Origin of the sequence: Amphiplicatus metriothermophilus, assembly GCF_900199215.1 — a bacterium.
Lineage (GTDB): Bacteria > Pseudomonadota > Alphaproteobacteria > Caulobacterales > Parvularculaceae > Amphiplicatus > Amphiplicatus metriothermophilus.
This window is the reverse complement of sequence record NZ_FZQA01000001.1, coordinates 703,257-718,817: the sequence shown is the minus strand read 5'-3', so window position 1 is coordinate 718,817 and position 15,561 is coordinate 703,257. Positions and strand designations below refer to the sequence as shown.

The window sequence follows — 15,561 nt, the reverse complement described above, 5'->3', positions numbered from 1 at the left end:
CGTCAGCCTCTCACGCATCCGGCAGCTCCAGTATCCGCTTGGCGATGATGTTGAGCTGCACTTCCGACGTGCCGCCCTCGATGGAGTTCGCCTTGGTGCGCAGCCATGACCGGGCGAGCTTTCCGTCCTCGGAACGTTCGCCCTCCCATTCGAGGCCGTCCGACCCGGCCGCGTCCATCATCAGCTCGTAGCGGCGCTTGTTGAACTCGGTGCCGTAATATTTGAGCATCGAGGACTTCGCCCCCATGCCCTTGCCGGCCTTGGCCTCGTCCTTGAGCCGCTCCATGGTGAGGAGGAACGCCCAGCCGTCGATCTCCGCCTCCGCGATCCGGCCGCGCAGGATGGGATCGGCGAGCCGGCCGGTCTCGTCGACGCCGACCAGCCGCGCCGCGACCTCGCCGGGGCTGGCCGCCCCGCCGATGGCGCCGCTGCCGCCCGCGCCGATCATCTCGCGCTCATGGGTGAGCAGATATTTCGCGACGTCCCAGCCGCGGTTTAGCTCTCCCACGACGGCGGAAACGCCCGGCGCGTGCTCCTTCGGGACCTTCACGTCGTCGAAGAAGGTCTCGCAGAAGGGCGACTTGCCGGAAATGAGCCGGATCGGCCTGGTCGTGACGCCCGGCGATTCCATGTCGATGAGGATGAAGCTGATGCCGAGATGCTTCGGCGCCTCTCTGTCGGTCCGCACCAGGACGAAAATCCAGTCGCTTTCGTCCGCATAGGACGTCCAGATCTTCTGCCCGTTGACGAGCCAGTGATCGCCCCTGTCCTCGCACCGGCACTGAAGCGAGGCGAGATCGGAGCCGGCGTTCGGCTCGGAATAGCCCTGGCACCAGCGGATCTCCCCGCGCGCGATCGGCGGCAGGAAATGCGCCTTCTGCTCGTGCGCGCCGTACTCCAGCAGCGCCGGGCCGAGCATCCAGATGCCGAAGCTTTCCAGCGGCGAGCGCGCCTTGATCCGGCGCATCTCCTCTTTGAGGATTTTCGCCTCCTCCTTAGAAAGCCCGCCGCCGCCATATTCCTTCGGCCAGGTCGGCACGGTCCAGCCGCGCGCCGCCATCCGTTCGAGCCAGATCTTCTGGGCTTCCGACTGGAACTTCCAGCGCTTGCCGCCCCAGCAGATGTCCTCCTCGCCGCGCATGGGCTTGCGCATGTCCGGCGGGCAGTTCTCTTCGAGCCAGGCGCGCGTCTCGGCGCGGAATTTTTCAAGATCGGCCATAAGCGCCTCTTCGAAACCTCGTCGAAAGAACTGTCAGCGCGGCGCGGCGGACGCAAGCGCCTGGCGCAGTTCCCGCCCTCACGCCTTCAGCGCCGGCGGATGCTGAAGCGCGATCGCGCGCACGAGGCGCTTGTCGAACTTCTCCGTGCCGAGCCGCGGCAGCGGCTGCGGCGACAGCCAGATGCGCTCGGGAACCTTGAAGCCCGCGAGCCGCTCGGCCATGAAATCGCGCAAGGCCGCGGGGTCGAGCGCGCGCCCGTTTTTCGGGTAGACCGCGAGACCGACGCGCTCGCCGAGCGTCTCGTCGGGCACGGAGAAGACCGCGGCCTCGGCGACGTCGGGATGCTCATAAGCGCGCCCCTCGACCTCGAGACAGGAGATGTTCTCCCCGCCGCGGATGATGAGATCCTTGATGCGGTCGACGATGTAGACGAAGCCCTCTTCGTCCATGCGGCCGAGATCGCCGGTGCGGAACCAGCCGTCGGGCGTGATCGCCCGCTCGGTCTCTTCGGGCAGATTGAGATAGCCGCGGAAGTTGGCCGCGCTTCTGATCCACACCTCGCCCGTCTCGCCTGTCCCGGCTTCGCCCGCCTCGGTCATGATCTTGACGTCGGTGAGCGGGGGCAGCGGGCGGCCCGTGGAATCGGGCCGCTTGCGGTAATCGTCGAGCGAGATGACGCAGCCCGCCGCATTCGTCTCCGTCAATCCGTAGCCGGACGATGGGTTGGCGTTCGGAAACTTCTCCTTCAGCAGGCGGACATGTTCAGGCGGGCGCTTTGCGCCGCCCGAGCCGATGTCGACCAGGCTGGGCATGGGCGTATCGCCGGCCGCCTCCACAAGCTCGTAAGACTGGCTCGGCACGCCGATGAAGTTCGTAAGCTGATGTTCGTTGATGAGCTCGACGGCCCGTTTCGGGTCCCATTTGCGCATCATCGCCACGCGCCGCCCGATCAGCCAGGACAGCATGAATATCGAGTGCGAGCCCGTCACGTGAAACAGCGGAATGCCGAGCAGCACGCCCGGATTGTCGCCGAGCGGGCTTATGCCGTCGCGCGCCTCCTTGATGGCGGCGGCGAGCAGCGCCCAGGACATCAGGGTCGAGATCGCGCCGCGATGGGTCAGGATCGCGCCCTTCGCCCGGCCGGTCGAGCCCGAGGTGTAGACGATGCAGAAATCGTCGTCGGGCTCGATGTCGGCCTGGGGCGGGGCCGTATTTTCGCTGGCCGCGAGCAGGGCCTCGTATTCGTAATCCGCGCCCTCGGCGCCGCCGCGCGCGAGGATGAGCGTCAGGCCGAGCTCGTCCTTGAACGGACGGATATAGTCGAGCCGCCGGTCGTCGGCGATGACGATCTTCGCCTCGCTGTCCTCGAGCCCGAAGCGCAGCTCGTCGCCCTTCCACCAGGCGTTGAGCGGCACGACGACGGCGCCGAGAGAGATGACCGCCATATAGGCCGCGCACCATTCGGGATAGTTGCGCATGGCGAGCGCCACGCGGTCGCCCTGCTTCACGCCCAGCTCCGCGCGCAGCGCGTGCGCGAGGCGGCAGGCCCGCCGCCACAGCTCGGCGTGGCTCACCCGCTCGTCTTCGTAGAGGAGAAAGTCCTTCTCGCCATATTGCAGGCCGAACAGGAACAGGCCGACGAGGCTCGGCGGGGCGTTCTTGAAGACCCGATAGACGACGCCTCTGATCTCCGCCTCGCCCACCGCGAACATCGGCTCTTCCGCGACCAGACGCGCGAGCGCGGCCTGAACGCGCGCCGGATCGGCGAGCGGCTGTTCTTCGGCCATCAAAACGACTCCCTCTCCATCATCGGCGCAAGGTTGTAGCCGAGCGCGCCCGGACGGAAAACCAGCGGGCGCAGCCGCCGTCCTACTCCGGCCGCTCGGCGCGCGGGCGGGCGAGGACGCCGGCCGCCAGACGCGCAAGCCGGCGCTCGACGCCCGCCGGGCGGCCTTCGAGCGCCCACAGCCCCGCCATCGCGGCGACGAAGACGCCCGCGCCCGCGGCGACGTCCGCAGCAAGGCGCGCCGCAACCGGCGCGCCGGCGAGCGCGTCGAGATGCGGGCGCAGCACGAGGAAATACGCCGCCATGGCCGCCGCCGCGATCAGGCTGCGCCGCGCGCGCGCAAGCGGCTCCCACAAGGGCCGGCCCGAAGCGCGCGCGTAAAGCCGCAGGTTCAGCGCCACATAAAGCGCGCCGCAGCCGGCCGCGGCCGCAAGCGCGCCCGCCAGCCCGTGGGCGAGCGCCGCCCAGATGAAAATCGGGGTGCGGATGAGAAAGAACGCCGCCTCGCGCGCGAAGACGAACCGCGCAAGGCCCAGCGCCATCGCGTAATATTGCGCGGCGGCCAGCAGGGTCTGCAGGCCGAGCACGGGCGCGAGCCACGCCACCACCGGGGCGGCGGCGAGCCATTTCTCGCCGAGCAGGAGCGCGATGGCGTCGCGCGCGACGAAGGCGAGTCCCAGCGAGGCCGGCAGCGCGATCGCGCCCATCGCCTCGACGCTCGCCAGAAACGCCTCGCGCATCCGCTCGCGCGCGCCCTGAAGGGCGGACAGCCCCGGATAGACCGCGCGGGCGAGCGGCTGGGCGAGCTCGCGCGTCGTCAGATCGGCGAGCTGCAGCCCGTAGTAATAGGTCCCCGCGCCGGTCGCGCCGAGCAGGCGCGCCAGAATGAAGGAGTCGATCTTGTTGTTGAGCGCGGCGAAGAAGCTCACGCCCGCCAGCCAGCCGGAAAAGCCGGCGACCCGCCGCCAGGCGGCGAAGGACGGACGCGGGCGATAAGGCCGCAGCGCGTAGGACAGGACGAGCTGCACGCCCGCTCCGGCGACGAGCCCGGCGATGATCGCCCAGTAATTGCGCCACGCGAGCGCGACGAGAATCGCCGTCGCCGCGCTCGCGAGCTTGGCCGCGACCTGCCAGGCGAAATCGCGCGAAAAGTCGATGGCGCGCTCGAACTCGAAAAAGCGCGGATTGTTGAAGCCCGACAGAAGCGGGCAGAGGCTCGCCCCGAGGAGCGCCCAGCCGTAACGGGGATCGCCGTAAAACGCCGCGGCGAGCGGCGCGCCGGCCGCGAGCAGGAGCGCGACCAGCCCCCCGCGCAGCGCCGAAAGCGTGAACAGCGTGTCGAGCTCGCCCCGGCCCGCGTCGCGAAAGCGCACCACCGCCTGCGCCGCGCCGAAGTCGGAGACGTTCTGGAGAAGCTGCATCGCGGTCACGCTCACCGCGATGATTCCGAACGCTTCGGGCGCCAGCAGGCGCGCCACGATGATGGCGCTCGCGAAGCCGAGCCCGCCCATGACGAGCCGCGCGGCGAGAATCCAGCCCGCCCCGCGCGCGACGCGCCCGCCGAGATCCGCCGCCGCCCGCTCCGGTCCGCTGCGCTCCATCCGCCGCCTCGCCGCCGCATGATGACGGCGCCTCTTGCGAGGCCCTTACACCGATCCGCCCGCGATCCCTACGGCCGCGCGCCCTCTTGCGCCGGAGAAGTCCGCGGCTATGGTGCGCGCCCGTTCCCAGCGAGCCCAGAGCCTCATGCCGCACGCCTCCGCCCTCGTCACCGTGATGATCAACGCCGCGCGCAAGGCCGCCCGCGGGCTGCGCCGCGACTTCGGCGAGGTCGAGGCGCTGCAGGTCTCGCGCAAGGGGGCGGCCGATTTCGTCTCCGCCGCCGATCTGCGCGCCGAGCAGGTCCTGTTCGAGGAGCTCGCCCGCGCCCGGCCGAAATACGGCTTCGTGATGGAGGAGAAGGGCGAGATCGAAGGGGCCGACAACTCCAACCGCTGGGTGGTCGATCCCCTCGACGGCACCACCAACTTCCTGCACGGACTTGCGCATTTCGCCATCTCCATCGCGCTCGAACGCGACCGCCAGCCCTATGCCGGGGTCATCTACAATCCGGCGACGGACGAGCTTTACTGGGCCGAAAAGGGCGAAGGCGCCTGGCTCAACGATCGCCGGCTCAGGGTCTCGGCGCGCGGCGCGCTGGACGAGGCGCTGTTCGCCACGGGCCTGCCGTTCAAGGGCCGGCCCGGGCGCGCCGAAGCGCTCGCCGAGGTCGACCGCGTGCTCGAAAAGACCGCCGGCGTGCGCCGCTTCGGCTCGGCCGCGCTCGATCTCGCCTTCGTCGCGGCCGGCCGCTACGACGCCTATTGGGAGCGCGGGCTCAACAACTGGGACGTGGCCGCAGGCGTCGTGCTGGTGCGCGAGGCGGGCGGGATCGTCACCGAGATCGACGGCGGGCCGCGCCCGGCGCTGGCGGGCTCCATCCTCGCGGCGAACGCCGAAATCTACGACAAGGCCAAGGCGCTCATCGCCGGCGCGTGAGCGCGCCCCGCGCGCGGGCGCCCGGCCTGAAACCGCGCGAAACGCCGACGGCGCGAGTCGACTCGAGTCGATAGCGCCACGGGGTTCGGCCCGATTTCGAACGATTCGGATCGCGCCGTTTCGCGCGATCGCGCCCGCGACGGTTGCGCGCGCCGGCGCCGGCCGGGGCGCTTGGCGACGGGGCGCATGAACGCCGGAAACGGATTCGACGCGGGCCATAGCGGCCTCCTTCCTCAACGGTCGGAGGCCAGCTTAAAGCCGGCGCGAAAGGCGGGGATAACTCGTGAACAGTTATCCCCCTTTGATGAAAAAGCGCTTTTATTTCAGCGTCTTGCCTTTTCGCCTGACAGGCGAAAAGGCGCGTTTTCCGGCCCTCGCGGAAAATTTTTCCGGCCCCTTCCGGGGGTGTCGGCGAGACGCGCGCGGCCCTCACACGCAGTCGAAATGCCGGTAGCGCCAGCGCACCGAGTTGGGGTCGATCGTCTCGTCCACATATTGCGCGCGCAGGCCGTAGGCCTCGCAATGGGTCTGGGCGACGGCGAACAGCTCGTCCGGGTCGTAGTCGTAAGGATTATAAGGGACCGTGATCGAGCGCTGCGCGCCCCAGGGCGTCTCCGGCCGGCTCGCGCAGCCCGCCAGCGCCAGCGCGGCGACGACCAGCCCGATCCCCGGCAGTCTTGCTCTTGCGCTCATCGCCAACCTCCTCCCGCCCACGAAGGCGAGAAGGAAGCCTATCAGGCCGCGCGCCGCGAACAAAGACCGCGGCGCGCGCCGCGCCCGCCCGACGCGAACGGGCGCGGCCGAACGCAGGCGAAAGGCGAAAGACGGCCGGTTACGCGGCGTCCTGGGCCTTGAGGGTCTGCGCGTCGCCGCCGGTTTTGGAGATCCGGATCTTGCGCGGCTTCATGGCTTCGGGAACCTCGCGCCGGAGCTCGATGTTGAGAAGCCCGTTCTCCAGCGACGCGCCGGTCACCTGGACGTGCTCGGCGAGCTGGAAGCGCCGCTCGAAGGACCGCCCGGCGATGCCCTGATGCAGATAGGTGCGGCCGTCGTCCTTCTCCGGACGCTTGCCGGTCACGATCAGCGTGTTTTCATGGGCGACGATGTCGAGATCGTCCTCGGAGAAGCCCGCCACCGCGATGGTGATGCGGTAGTCGTTCTCGTCGAGCCGCTCGATATTGTAGGGCGGATAGCCGCTGGTATCGACCTTGCCGATGGTGTCGAGCAGGTCGAAAATCCGGTCGAAGCCCACCGCGTTGCGGTAAAGGGGCGTGAGATCGTAGCTGCGCATGAGTGTCCTCCTTCAAGAAGCAAGGGATCGCGCCGCCGCCGCCGATGGCCGACGCCGCCGCGGCCGGAGCCGTCAAGGCCTCCGGCGTCTCTTGAGATAGGCGCCCGGCGCGGCCGTTCAAGCTGCCGGTTCGGCCCCGCCGGCGGGGGCGTCGCATCGCTTCGGCTTCAGGTCCCCTTGGCCGGCGCGCTGGACCGGGCGCCGATGCGTGCTAGGAAGAAGCGAACGACGAACAAGAAACGCCCAAGAGGGAGTTCTCCATGCGGAAGCTGACGATTTTCGCGCTGGCGGCGGGCTTCGCCGCGCTCGCTGCCTGCGGCCGGGAGCAGGACGCCCCGGAGGCTGGCGAAGCCCCGGCGCCCGAGGCGCTCGCGCCGAAGGCCGTCCTCGACGCGGTCATCGACAGCGCCCATCGCAGCGAAGAAGAGCGCGCCCGCGACCGATACCGCCATCCCCGCGAGACGCTTCTGTTCTTCGGCGCCGAGCCCGACATGACCATCGTCGAAATCTGGCCGGGCGGGGGGTGGTACGCCAACGTCATCGCGCCGTTTCTGGCGCAGGGCGGCGGGGTCTATTACGCCGCCCATCTCGACCCGGCCGCGAGCGCGCGCGCCGGCGCGCTCGTCGCCGCGTTCAGGGAAAAGCTCCAGGGCGACCCGGCGCTTTACGGGACGGTGCATGTCACGGCGCTGAGCGATCCCGAGATCGCCCCGCCGGAAAGCGCCGACATGGTCCTGACCTTCCGCAACGTGCACAACTGGCTGAACAACGGGACGGCGCAGGAGAATTTTCACAAGTTCTATGCCGCGCTGAAGCCCGGCGGCGTGCTCGGCGTCGTCGAGCATCGCGCGCCGGAGGACGCGCCGGCCGATTTCGAAGGATCGTCCGGCTACGTCAAGGAGTCGACCGTGATCGCGCTGGCCGAAGCGGCCGGCTTCGCATTCGAAGCCGCGTCCGAGATCAACGCCAATCCCGCCGACACGAAGGATCATCCCTTCGGGGTATGGACCCTGCCGCCGACGCGGCGCACATCCGCCGTACGCGGAACCGAGGATCCGGATTTCGACCGGACGAAATACGACGCCATCGGCGAAAGCGACCGCATGACGCTGAAGTTCCGCAAGCCGCTGGGCGCCGACGGCGCGCTTCTGGAATAGGCCCGATGGCCGAGGCCGCGCCCGACCCCCTTCTCGCCGCCGCGCGCAAGGCTTTTTCAAAGCCCTTCGCCGGCGTGATCCGGCTCGAACCGGCGGACGCGGCGCCCTTCTGGGCGGACGGGCGCGGCGCGGCCGCGCGGATCGTGACGGAGGACCCGGGCGCGGGCGAAGGCGAAAGCGGGGGCGGGGGCCTGTGCGTCTGGCGCGCCTCGCGCGACACCCTGCAACGCATCTTCGAAGGCGACAGGCTTCTGGCCAGCGCCTATGTCTCGGGCGAGATCGCCATCGCCGGCGACATGAGCGTCATGGCCCGGCTGCAGATGGAGCGCGGAACATAGCCGAATTCATCCGTATAGACAGCAATCCCGTCCCGCCGGGCGGGGAAGCCTTCGACTTTCGCGGCGCGGACGGCGGGCGCCTGCGCGCGGCCGCGTTCCCGCCGGACGCGGCGGCGGGGCGAGCCCCGAAGGGCTGCATCGTTCTTCTCGGCGGGCGCTCGGAATTCATCGAGAAATATTTCGAGGTCGTGCGCGACCTGCAGACGCGAGGCTTCGCCGTCGCGACTTTCGACTGGCGCGGCCAGGGCCTGTCGGAGCGGCTGCTGCCGGTCAGGGAGAAAGGACACATCCTCGATTTCGGCGTCTACCGCGCCGATCTTCGTCTGTTTACGGAGGAGATCGCCAGGAAGCGCTTCGGCGGGCCTTACGTCCTTCTTACGCATTCGATGGGCGGGACGCCCGCGCTGCAGCTTCTCGCCGACGGCTATGACGCCTTCGCGGCGGCGGTTCTGTGCGCGCCGATGACGCGGCTGTTCCGCAATCCCTTCAAGCGCGCCTTCGCCGGCGCGCTCGCCCGCGCGGCCTGCGGGCTCGGCGCGGCGCGCCAGCCCGTGCTCGCCGTCAAGGAGCATTCGCTGCAGTTCGAAGGCAACGCCCTCACCTCGGACCGGGCGCGGCACGACCGCTTCCGCCTGCTGCAGGAGGCCGCGCCGAACGCGATCATCCGCGAACCGACCTACGGCTGGCTCAAGGCGGCGAGCGAGGCGATGGCGGACCTGCACCGGCCGGACCGCTTCGCGCGGCTGAAGACGCCCGTGCTGATCGTCTCGGCCGAACGGGACGCGCTGGTCGATTCGACCGATCACCCTGTTCTCGCCGCGCGCAGCCCGCTGATCGAGCATGCGCTGATCAAGGGCGCGCTGCATGAGATCCTGATGGAGCGGGACGAATTCCGCCGCGCCTTCTGGGCGGCGTTCGACGCCTTCGTCGAACCGCGGATCGTTCCGGCCGGCGGCCGGCTGGCCGCCGAGGCCTGAGCGGGGCTTATCGCCCGTCCGTCTTTCCGCCGACGGGCTCGCCCCATACCGCGTCGTCTTCGTATTCCTGCTTGTCGGCGGGCGGCGAGACCGGCGCGGCCTGAACCGGAGCCAGATTCGCAGGCGCGTCGCGATTGGCGAGCGTCCAGACCGCGCCCTGCAGAACCGCGGAGCGCGGATTATAGGCCCGCTCGCGATAGATGATGTCGGCGGGCGAGACCGCGGCGTTGTAATAGGCCTCGTTCCAGGCGTGACGCGCCTTCAGGATCGCGCCTTCGAGCGAGACCCCGCCATAGAGCCCGCGCGCGCGGGAGAAAGCGAGAATGTCCGTGGTCTGCGCTTTCGCGCCGGCGCCGATGGGGCCGGCCGCGATGGACACGTCCGCGCCAAGCTTCACCGTGGTCGACAGGAGATGCTCCATGCCGCGCTGGGTCATGACGAGCAGCACGGTCTCGGAATTTTCGAGCCCGGCCTGAAACCCGAAGGAGAAAGCCCCGATGGTGAAGAAGGTCGGCTGCGACCAGGAGCCGTCCTCGTTGCGGGCGATCATCACGGCGTTGCCGCCGGCGCCGCCGAAGATGAATCCGCCGCGCCAGGAGCTGGGTATGATCACCATCGCCTTGGCGTCGTCGGCGAGCGACCACATCGGCTCGAAGGCGCTGTCCTCGCTGAAATAGGCGACCGTTTCGGCCGCCCTGGCGACGAGCTCCTCGGCCTTTTCGCGCTTGGTCTCGGCGCGCGCAGGCGCGGCGGCGAGAAGCGCGGCGAGACCGGCGAGGACCGTCGCGCGCATGATCCGGATAAGCATATGAGCCTCCTTTGCGCTGCCGGGCCGCCGGGCGCGCCTTGCGGGGCGCTGCGACGACGGCCGGGCTTAAGTAAGATCCTATCCCTGCGCCGCTCCCCTGCCCGCGAAAAGCGGCGAGGACGGGGCGGCCGTCATGAAATCTTGGAGAGGTTCGCCCCCCGCGTCGAGCCCGGCGGGACCGTTTTGCGATCAAAACGCGCCGGGGCGGCTTGCCGCCCGCCGTCTTGACATTTCGCGCCTGCGCGCTGAAGCATCTGGCCCCGCGCGGGTGTAGCTCAATGGCAGAGCAGAAGCTTCCCAAGCTTAAGACGAGGGTTCGATTCCCTTCACCCGCTCCAAGATTCTCCTGAAGCGGGCGTCCGCGTTCTCGCATTAGTACGGAAGCAAGGCCGCCTTCGGCGCGGGCGGCGCCTCAGTCCTGCGTCGGCTGATCGGCGCCGTCGCGCGCCGCGGGTTCGTCGACTGCCGGCGCGGCCTCGCCGGATTCGGCCGCGGGCGCTGTCTCGCCCGGCGCGGCTTCCCCGTCGCCGGCGGCGCCCTCGGGCGCCTGGCCTTCCGGCGCGACTTCGCCGGATTCTTCCGTCGTCGCCGCATCTCCGGGAGCAGCCTCGCCGGCGGCCGCTTCCTCCGGCGCCGCCTCGGCGGCGCGCGCCGGCGGCTCGGGGAAGGGGACCGGATCGTCCGAGAGGGTCGCGAGATAGGCGAGAATGTCCGCCCGCTGATCGGCGCGCGGGAAGCGCTGCACCATCGCGGTGCCGGGCAGGAAGGCCTGCGAATTTTCGATCAGCTTGTCGAGGCGCTCATAGGTCCACTCTCCGCCGAGCGCCTTCATCGCCGGCGTGTAGGAAAAGCCCTCGACGGACGCGACCGGCCGGCCGACCACGTCCCACAGATTGGGCCCTTGCAGATTCGCCCCGCCGCGCTCGAAGGTGTGGCAGGACTTGCACAGCGCCGCGCGCCGCTCGCCGGCGGCCGGGTTGGCCTCGGCCAGCAGCTCGGCGAGGGTGACCTCGGGCGCTTCCTCGCCGGCGGCGGGCGCCCCGAATTCGATCTCGACCGGATAGGCGAGCTTCATCTCGCCGCCATGGCCGCCGCCGTGCCCGCCGCCGAACAGCGCGTTGGTCAGCTGCGGCAGGCCGAAAATCAGCAGCAGCGCCGTCAGGCCGGCGGCGGCGTATTTGTTGAAGCGCAAGGGATCTTTCATGGAAGGGCCCCGATCTCGCAGGCGGCGCGGAATTGGCCGGGGTTCTATCGGGCTTCCGCCGGCCGCGCAACGACCGCGGCCCGGCGCGGGGCGCGGCCTTTGATCGCGGCGGAAGCCGGCGCCGACAAGGCGCTTGCAATCTTCCGCCTTCAACGGTCAAAGGCTGATCCGCACGCCGCAAGAAAGGCCCCGTCGATGACCGCCGCGCAGGACAGACCGAAGATCGCGTTCCAGGGCGAGCCCGGCGCCTATTCGGAGCTCGCCTGCGTCGTCTTCGCGCCCGACCACGAGCCGGTCGCCTGCGCGACCTTCGAGGACGCCCTCGGCGCGGTCGCCGCCGGGCGGGCCGCGCGGGCGATGCTGCCCATCGAGAACTCGCTCGCCGGCCGGGTCGCGGACATCCACCATCTGCTGCCGGATGCGGGCCTTCATATCGTCGCCGAGCACTTCCTGCCGATCCGCCACCAGCTTCTCGGCCGAAAGGGGGCGCGCCTCGAAGACATCAGGGTCGTGCGCAGCCATGCGATGGCGCTCGGCCAGTGCCGGGGGATCATCAAGGCGCTGGGCGCGCGGCCCGAAATGGCCGGCGACACGGCCGGCGCGGCGCGCCGGCTCGCCGAGCGCGGCGGGCCGGACGAAGCGGTGATCGCCTCGCGCCGGGCGGCGGAGATCTACGGGCTCGACATCCTGCGCGCCGACGTGGAGGACGCCGGGCACAACACCACGCGCTTCCTGCAGATGGCGCGCGCCCCGCTCGACCCCGACCCGGATGACGGGCCGATCGTGACCACCTTCGTCTTCCAGGTGCGCAACATTCCGGCCGCGCTCTACAAGGCGCTCGGCGGCTTCGCCACCAACGGCGTCAACATGACCAAGCTCGAAAGCTATCAGCTCGACGGAACCTTCTCGGCGACCATGTTCTACGCCGACATCGAAGGCCACCCGCAGCACCCGCCGGTGCGCCGCGCGCTGGAGGAGCTGGGCTTCTTCTCCACCTCGCTCAAGATCCTCGGCGTCTACAAGGCCGCCCGGGCGCGATAGCGCGTAGTCCGTAGCGCCAGATGGAACGCAGGGCGGCGCGCGCTGCGACTACGAACTAAGCCCTACGGACTACAAACTCTCAGCCCACCGCTCGATCAGCCGCCGCGCGATGGTGAAGCGCGGCGGCAGGCGCGCGTCCTCGCGGCGTTCGCCGGCCAGCAGCGCGCGAATCTCGTCCCGCGTCAGCCAGCGCGCCTCCTCGATCTCGCGTCTGTCAAGCGTCAAAGACCGGTCCGCGGCGGTCGCGATGAAGCCCATCATCAGCGAGGAGGGAAACGGCCAGGGCTGGGAGAACTGATAACGCACGTCCGTCAGGGTCACGCCCGCCTCCTCCTTCAGCTCGCGCGCGGCGCAGGCTTCGGGCGTCTCGGCGGCCTCCACGAAGCCGGCGAGCGCCGACAGAAAGCCCGGCGGGAAATGCGGGGACCGCCCCAGCAGGCAGGCGTCCCCATGCGCGGCGAGGACGATCGCCACCGGGTCGGAGCGCGGGAAGTGCTCGGCGCCGCAGGACGCGCACCGACGTTTCGCCCCGCCGTCGGCCATGTCGGTCGGCGCGCCGCAGACCGCGCAGAAGCGATGCCGGCGATGCCAGTCGAGCAGCCAGCGCGCCTGGCCGGCGACGGCGAGGGCGTCGTCGCTGAAAAAGCCGGCGGCCTCGCGCAGGGGCGCATAGCGCCCGATCCCGGCGAACGGCGCGGATTCGGGCGAAGGCGCGGCCGAGGCGTCGAGCGCGAAATGCGCCCGCCCCCTGGCGACGCCCAGAAAGACGACCGGCGCGTCGGCGGGAAATTCGGCGCGCGCCGCCGTCGCCAGCCAGACCGGCGCGTCGCCCGAGACCAGCGGGTCGCCTTTGTAAAGCGGCAGAAGAAGGCTTTCGGGATCGGCGAGGCGCGCAGCGATCCAGTCCGGGTCGGCGCGCGCGTCCGAGCAGCGATCGAGCGGCTCGGCGGCGAAGAGGCAGAGCGAGGGGGCGGGCATGTGCGAGGTCGCAGGTTGCAGGTTGCGGCGAGCAGGCGGTCCAAGCCGGATCTCAACCTGCAACCTGCAACCCGCGACCTGCAACCTGCAACCTCCCGTCGCATCTCTTGCAATCGCGGCCGCGCGCGCCGATATTCCGCCGCGGAAGGCTGGCGGACGAGCCTCTCGCCAACCCGGTCAGGTCCGGAAGGAAGCAGCCGTAACGAGTTTCGGCCCGGGTCGTTTCAGCCTTCCGCCTCCCCCTTTGATTTTTCCACAGCGCCGTTCCGGACGCGCCGGCGGCTTTCGCCTGCGCCGGCGAATCCCCATAATGCCCGCCGAGGACAGGCGACGATGACCGACATTCCCGAAGGCCAGGACGACGCGGCCGCCCCCGGATCGGGATCCGGGGCAGGCTATCAGGTGCTCGCACGCAAATACCGGCCGCAGACCTTCGACGACCTGATCGGCCACGAGGCGATGGTGCGCGCCCTGCGCAACGCTTTCGCGTCGGGCCGGATCGCCCATGCCTATATCCTCACCGGCGTGCGCGGGGTCGGCAAGACCACGACGGCGCGCATTCTCGCCCGCGCGCTCAACTATGCCGGCCCGAACGGAGAGGACGCCGGCCCAACCATAGACATGCCGGGCGAGGGCCTGCACTGCCGCGCCATCGCGGAAAGCCGGCATCCGGACGTGCTGGAGATGGACGCCGCCTCGCGCACCGGGGTCGGCGACATTCGCGAGCTCATCGAGGGCGTGCGCTACGCCCCGAGCGAGGCGCGCTACAAGGTCTACATCATCGACGAAGTGCACATGCTGTCGACGGCGGCGTTCAACGCGCTGCTCAAGACGCTCGAAGAGCCGCCGCCGCATGTGAAGTTCATCTTCGCGACCACCGAAATCCGCAAGGTGCCGGTGACGGTGCTCTCGCGCTGCCAGCGCTTCGACCTTCGGCGCGTCGAGCCGGAGACGCTCACGGACCATCTCGCGAAGGTCGCGGAGAAGGAAGGCGTCGCCATCGACCGGGAGAGCCTGTGGATGATCGCGCGCGCCGCGGAAGGCTCGGTCCGCGACGCGCTGTCGCTGCTCGACCAGGCGATCGTGCAGGGCGCGGCCGGCGAAGGCGGCGGGCCCGAGGCGATCCGCGCCATGCTCGGCCTCGCCGACCGCAGCCGCAGCTGGGAGCTGCTTCACGCCGCCCTGTCGGGCGCGGCCGGCGAGGCGCTCGGAATCTTCCGCGAGCAGTACGACGCCGGCGCCGACCCGGCGGTCATCCTGCGCGACCTTCTGGAGCTCGTCCATCTCGTCTCGCGCGTGAAGGCGGCCGGCCCCGAAGCGGCCGGGCACGGCGCGGCGGGCGAGGCCGACGCGGGCCGGGCGCGCGAGACGGCCGACCGGCTTTCCATGAACGCGCTCACCCGCGCCTGGTCGCTGCTGATGAAGGGCCTTTCCGAGACGCGCGAGGCGCCGGATCCGGCCGCGGCCGGCGAGATGGCGCTCATCCGCCTTTGCTACGCCGCAGACCTTCCGACCCCGGACGAGGCGCTCCGCATGCTGAAGGGAAGCGGCGAGCGGCGAGCGGCGGTCGGGAACCGAACCGCCTCCGCCGCGTCGATCGCCGATTCCCGATCGTCGATCCTCGAATCGGCTCCCGGCGGACGCGCGGCCGCCGCCGGGGGCGGCTTCGCCCGCGAGCCCCTCGCGGCGCGCGAGGACCCGCAGCCCGCGCCGGCGCCCCGGCGCGCGCCCGCTCCGCGCGGCGACGCGTCGGGTCCGCGCCTTTCCTCCTTCGAGGACGTGATCCGCCTCGCCGAAGCCAAGCGCGACGCGAAGCTGCGAATCGAGCTCGAAAGCTACGTGCACCTCATTTCCTTCGCGGAAGGACGGATCGCGATGCGGCTTCACGAGCGCGCGCCGGCCGATCTCGCCGGCCGGCTGACGCGCCGCCTCAAGGAATGGACCGGCGCCCATTGGGTGGCGACGGTCGATTCGAACGCCGAAGGCGCGCCGACGATCCGCGACGCGCGCTATGCGGAGGTCATGGCCCATCCCATGGTCAAGCGCGCGCTCGCGCTTTTTCCGGGCGCGGAGATTACGGCGATCAGGGACGTGGAGCCCGCGAGCGACGCAAGCGACATGGCGCCGCCCGACCCGGACGAGGATGATGAGCGATAGGCTGCGCGCAGGGTTGTTTTCTCCGCTCATCCAGGCGAAGGCCGAGAGGATCGAGCGGAATTTCCG

Annotated in this window: 14 protein-coding genes, 1 tRNA gene and 1 other RNA gene; 8 read left to right on the top strand and 8 right to left on the bottom strand. The window is 70.1% G+C overall.

Translation table 11 applies throughout. The annotated features are described in order from the left end of the window. Positions 1 to 10 precede the first annotated feature (10 nt). The 3 genes from CHB64_RS03570 to CHB64_RS03560 all read right to left on the bottom strand — a co-directional run bounded on the left by CHB64_RS03570 (position 11) and on the right by CHB64_RS03560 (position 4,607). Positions 11 to 1,219, bottom strand: coding sequence for an acyl-CoA dehydrogenase family protein (locus CHB64_RS03570; protein ID WP_089411182.1), 1,209 nt, complete (start codon positions 1,217 to 1,219; stop codon positions 11 to 13). A 78-nt stretch (positions 1,220 to 1,297) separates the two neighbouring features. After that, the gene (locus tag CHB64_RS03565; RefSeq protein ID WP_089411181.1) at positions 1,298 to 3,007 is read right to left on the bottom strand and encodes a class I adenylate-forming enzyme family protein; all 1,710 of its coding nucleotides are present in this window, start codon (positions 3,005 to 3,007) and stop codon (positions 1,298 to 1,300) included. A gap of 82 nt (positions 3,008 to 3,089) precedes the next feature. Continuing rightward, positions 3,090 to 4,607: an oligosaccharide flippase family protein gene (locus CHB64_RS03560; RefSeq protein ID WP_089411180.1), complete on the bottom strand. Its 1,518-nt coding sequence runs from the start codon at positions 4,605 to 4,607 to the stop codon at positions 3,090 to 3,092. Between the two features lie 145 nt (positions 4,608 to 4,752). On the opposite strand from CHB64_RS03560, the gene CHB64_RS03555 reads away from it, so the two are divergent. Next, positions 4,753 to 5,544 carry an inositol monophosphatase family protein gene (locus tag CHB64_RS03555; protein ID WP_089411463.1) on the top strand — a complete coding sequence of 264 codons (792 nt, stop codon included), beginning with the start codon at positions 4,753 to 4,755 and terminating at the stop codon, positions 5,542 to 5,544. 429 nt (positions 5,545 to 5,973) lie between these two features. Here the strand turns inward: CHB64_RS03555 and CHB64_RS03550 are convergent, their stop codons facing one another. Continuing rightward, positions 5,974 to 6,237, bottom strand: a complete 264-nt coding sequence (locus CHB64_RS03550) for a hypothetical protein (protein ID WP_143265930.1) — start codon at positions 6,235 to 6,237, stop codon at positions 5,974 to 5,976. A 139-nt stretch (positions 6,238 to 6,376) separates the two neighbouring features. Next, positions 6,377 to 6,835 carry an Hsp20 family protein gene (locus tag CHB64_RS03545; RefSeq protein ID WP_089411178.1) on the bottom strand — a complete coding sequence of 153 codons (459 nt, stop codon included), beginning with the start codon at positions 6,833 to 6,835 and terminating at the stop codon, positions 6,377 to 6,379. Positions 6,836 to 7,095: 260 nt separating this feature from the next. On the opposite strand from CHB64_RS03545, the gene CHB64_RS03540 reads away from it, so the two are divergent. The 3 genes from CHB64_RS03540 to CHB64_RS03535 are packed head-to-tail and all read left to right on the top strand — an operon-like array spanning position 7,096 to position 9,307. After that, positions 7,096 to 7,992, top strand: coding sequence for a class I SAM-dependent methyltransferase (locus CHB64_RS03540; RefSeq protein WP_089411177.1), 897 nt, complete (start codon positions 7,096 to 7,098; stop codon positions 7,990 to 7,992). A gap of 5 nt (positions 7,993 to 7,997) precedes the next feature. After that, complete coding sequence (locus tag CHB64_RS15510) at positions 7,998 to 8,330, top strand: hypothetical protein (protein ID WP_234993304.1); 333 nt, start codon at positions 7,998 to 8,000, stop codon at positions 8,328 to 8,330. Continuing rightward, on the top strand, positions 8,327 to 9,307 hold the full coding sequence (locus tag CHB64_RS03535; protein WP_234993314.1) for an alpha/beta fold hydrolase: 981 nt from the start codon (positions 8,327 to 8,329) through the stop codon (positions 9,305 to 9,307). The genes CHB64_RS15510 and CHB64_RS03535 overlap by 4 nt, the downstream gene beginning before the upstream one ends. Positions 9,308 to 9,314: 7 nt before the next feature. Here CHB64_RS03535 and CHB64_RS03530 read toward each other — a convergent pair whose 3' ends face one another. Next, entirely contained in the window at positions 9,315 to 10,115 is an 801-nt protein-coding gene (locus CHB64_RS03530; protein ID WP_089411175.1) for a lipid-binding SYLF domain-containing protein, read from the bottom strand. A 264-nt stretch (positions 10,116 to 10,379) separates the two neighbouring features. Between CHB64_RS03530 and CHB64_RS03525 the strand changes: the two genes are divergently transcribed. Next, positions 10,380 to 10,453: transfer RNA gene (locus CHB64_RS03525), tRNA-Gly, on the top strand. Between the two features lie 74 nt (positions 10,454 to 10,527). On the opposite strand, the gene CHB64_RS03520 is transcribed toward CHB64_RS03525, so the two are convergent. Then, complete coding sequence (locus CHB64_RS03520; RefSeq protein WP_089411174.1) at positions 10,528 to 11,319, bottom strand: c-type cytochrome; 792 nt, start codon at positions 11,317 to 11,319, stop codon at positions 10,528 to 10,530. A gap of 195 nt (positions 11,320 to 11,514) precedes the next feature. On the opposite strand from CHB64_RS03520, the gene CHB64_RS03515 reads away from it, so the two are divergent. Then, positions 11,515 to 12,360 carry a prephenate dehydratase gene (locus tag CHB64_RS03515; RefSeq protein ID WP_089411462.1) on the top strand — a complete coding sequence of 282 codons (846 nt, stop codon included), beginning with the start codon at positions 11,515 to 11,517 and terminating at the stop codon, positions 12,358 to 12,360. A 69-nt stretch (positions 12,361 to 12,429) separates the two neighbouring features. On the opposite strand, the gene nudC is transcribed toward CHB64_RS03515, so the two are convergent. After that, on the bottom strand, positions 12,430 to 13,338 hold the full coding sequence (gene nudC, locus CHB64_RS03510; RefSeq protein ID WP_089411173.1) for an NAD(+) diphosphatase: 909 nt from the start codon (positions 13,336 to 13,338) through the stop codon (positions 12,430 to 12,432). A gap of 141 nt (positions 13,339 to 13,479) precedes the next feature. On the opposite strand from nudC, the gene ffs reads away from it, so the two are divergent. Continuing rightward, positions 13,480 to 13,577, top strand: an RNA gene (gene ffs / locus CHB64_RS03505) — signal recognition particle sRNA small type. A gap of 94 nt (positions 13,578 to 13,671) precedes the next feature. Then, positions 13,672 to 15,495 (top strand): DNA polymerase III subunit gamma/tau, encoded by a 1,824-nt coding sequence (locus tag CHB64_RS03500; RefSeq protein WP_089411172.1) that lies wholly within the window; start codon positions 13,672 to 13,674, stop codon positions 15,493 to 15,495. Positions 15,496 to 15,561 lie beyond the last annotated feature (66 nt).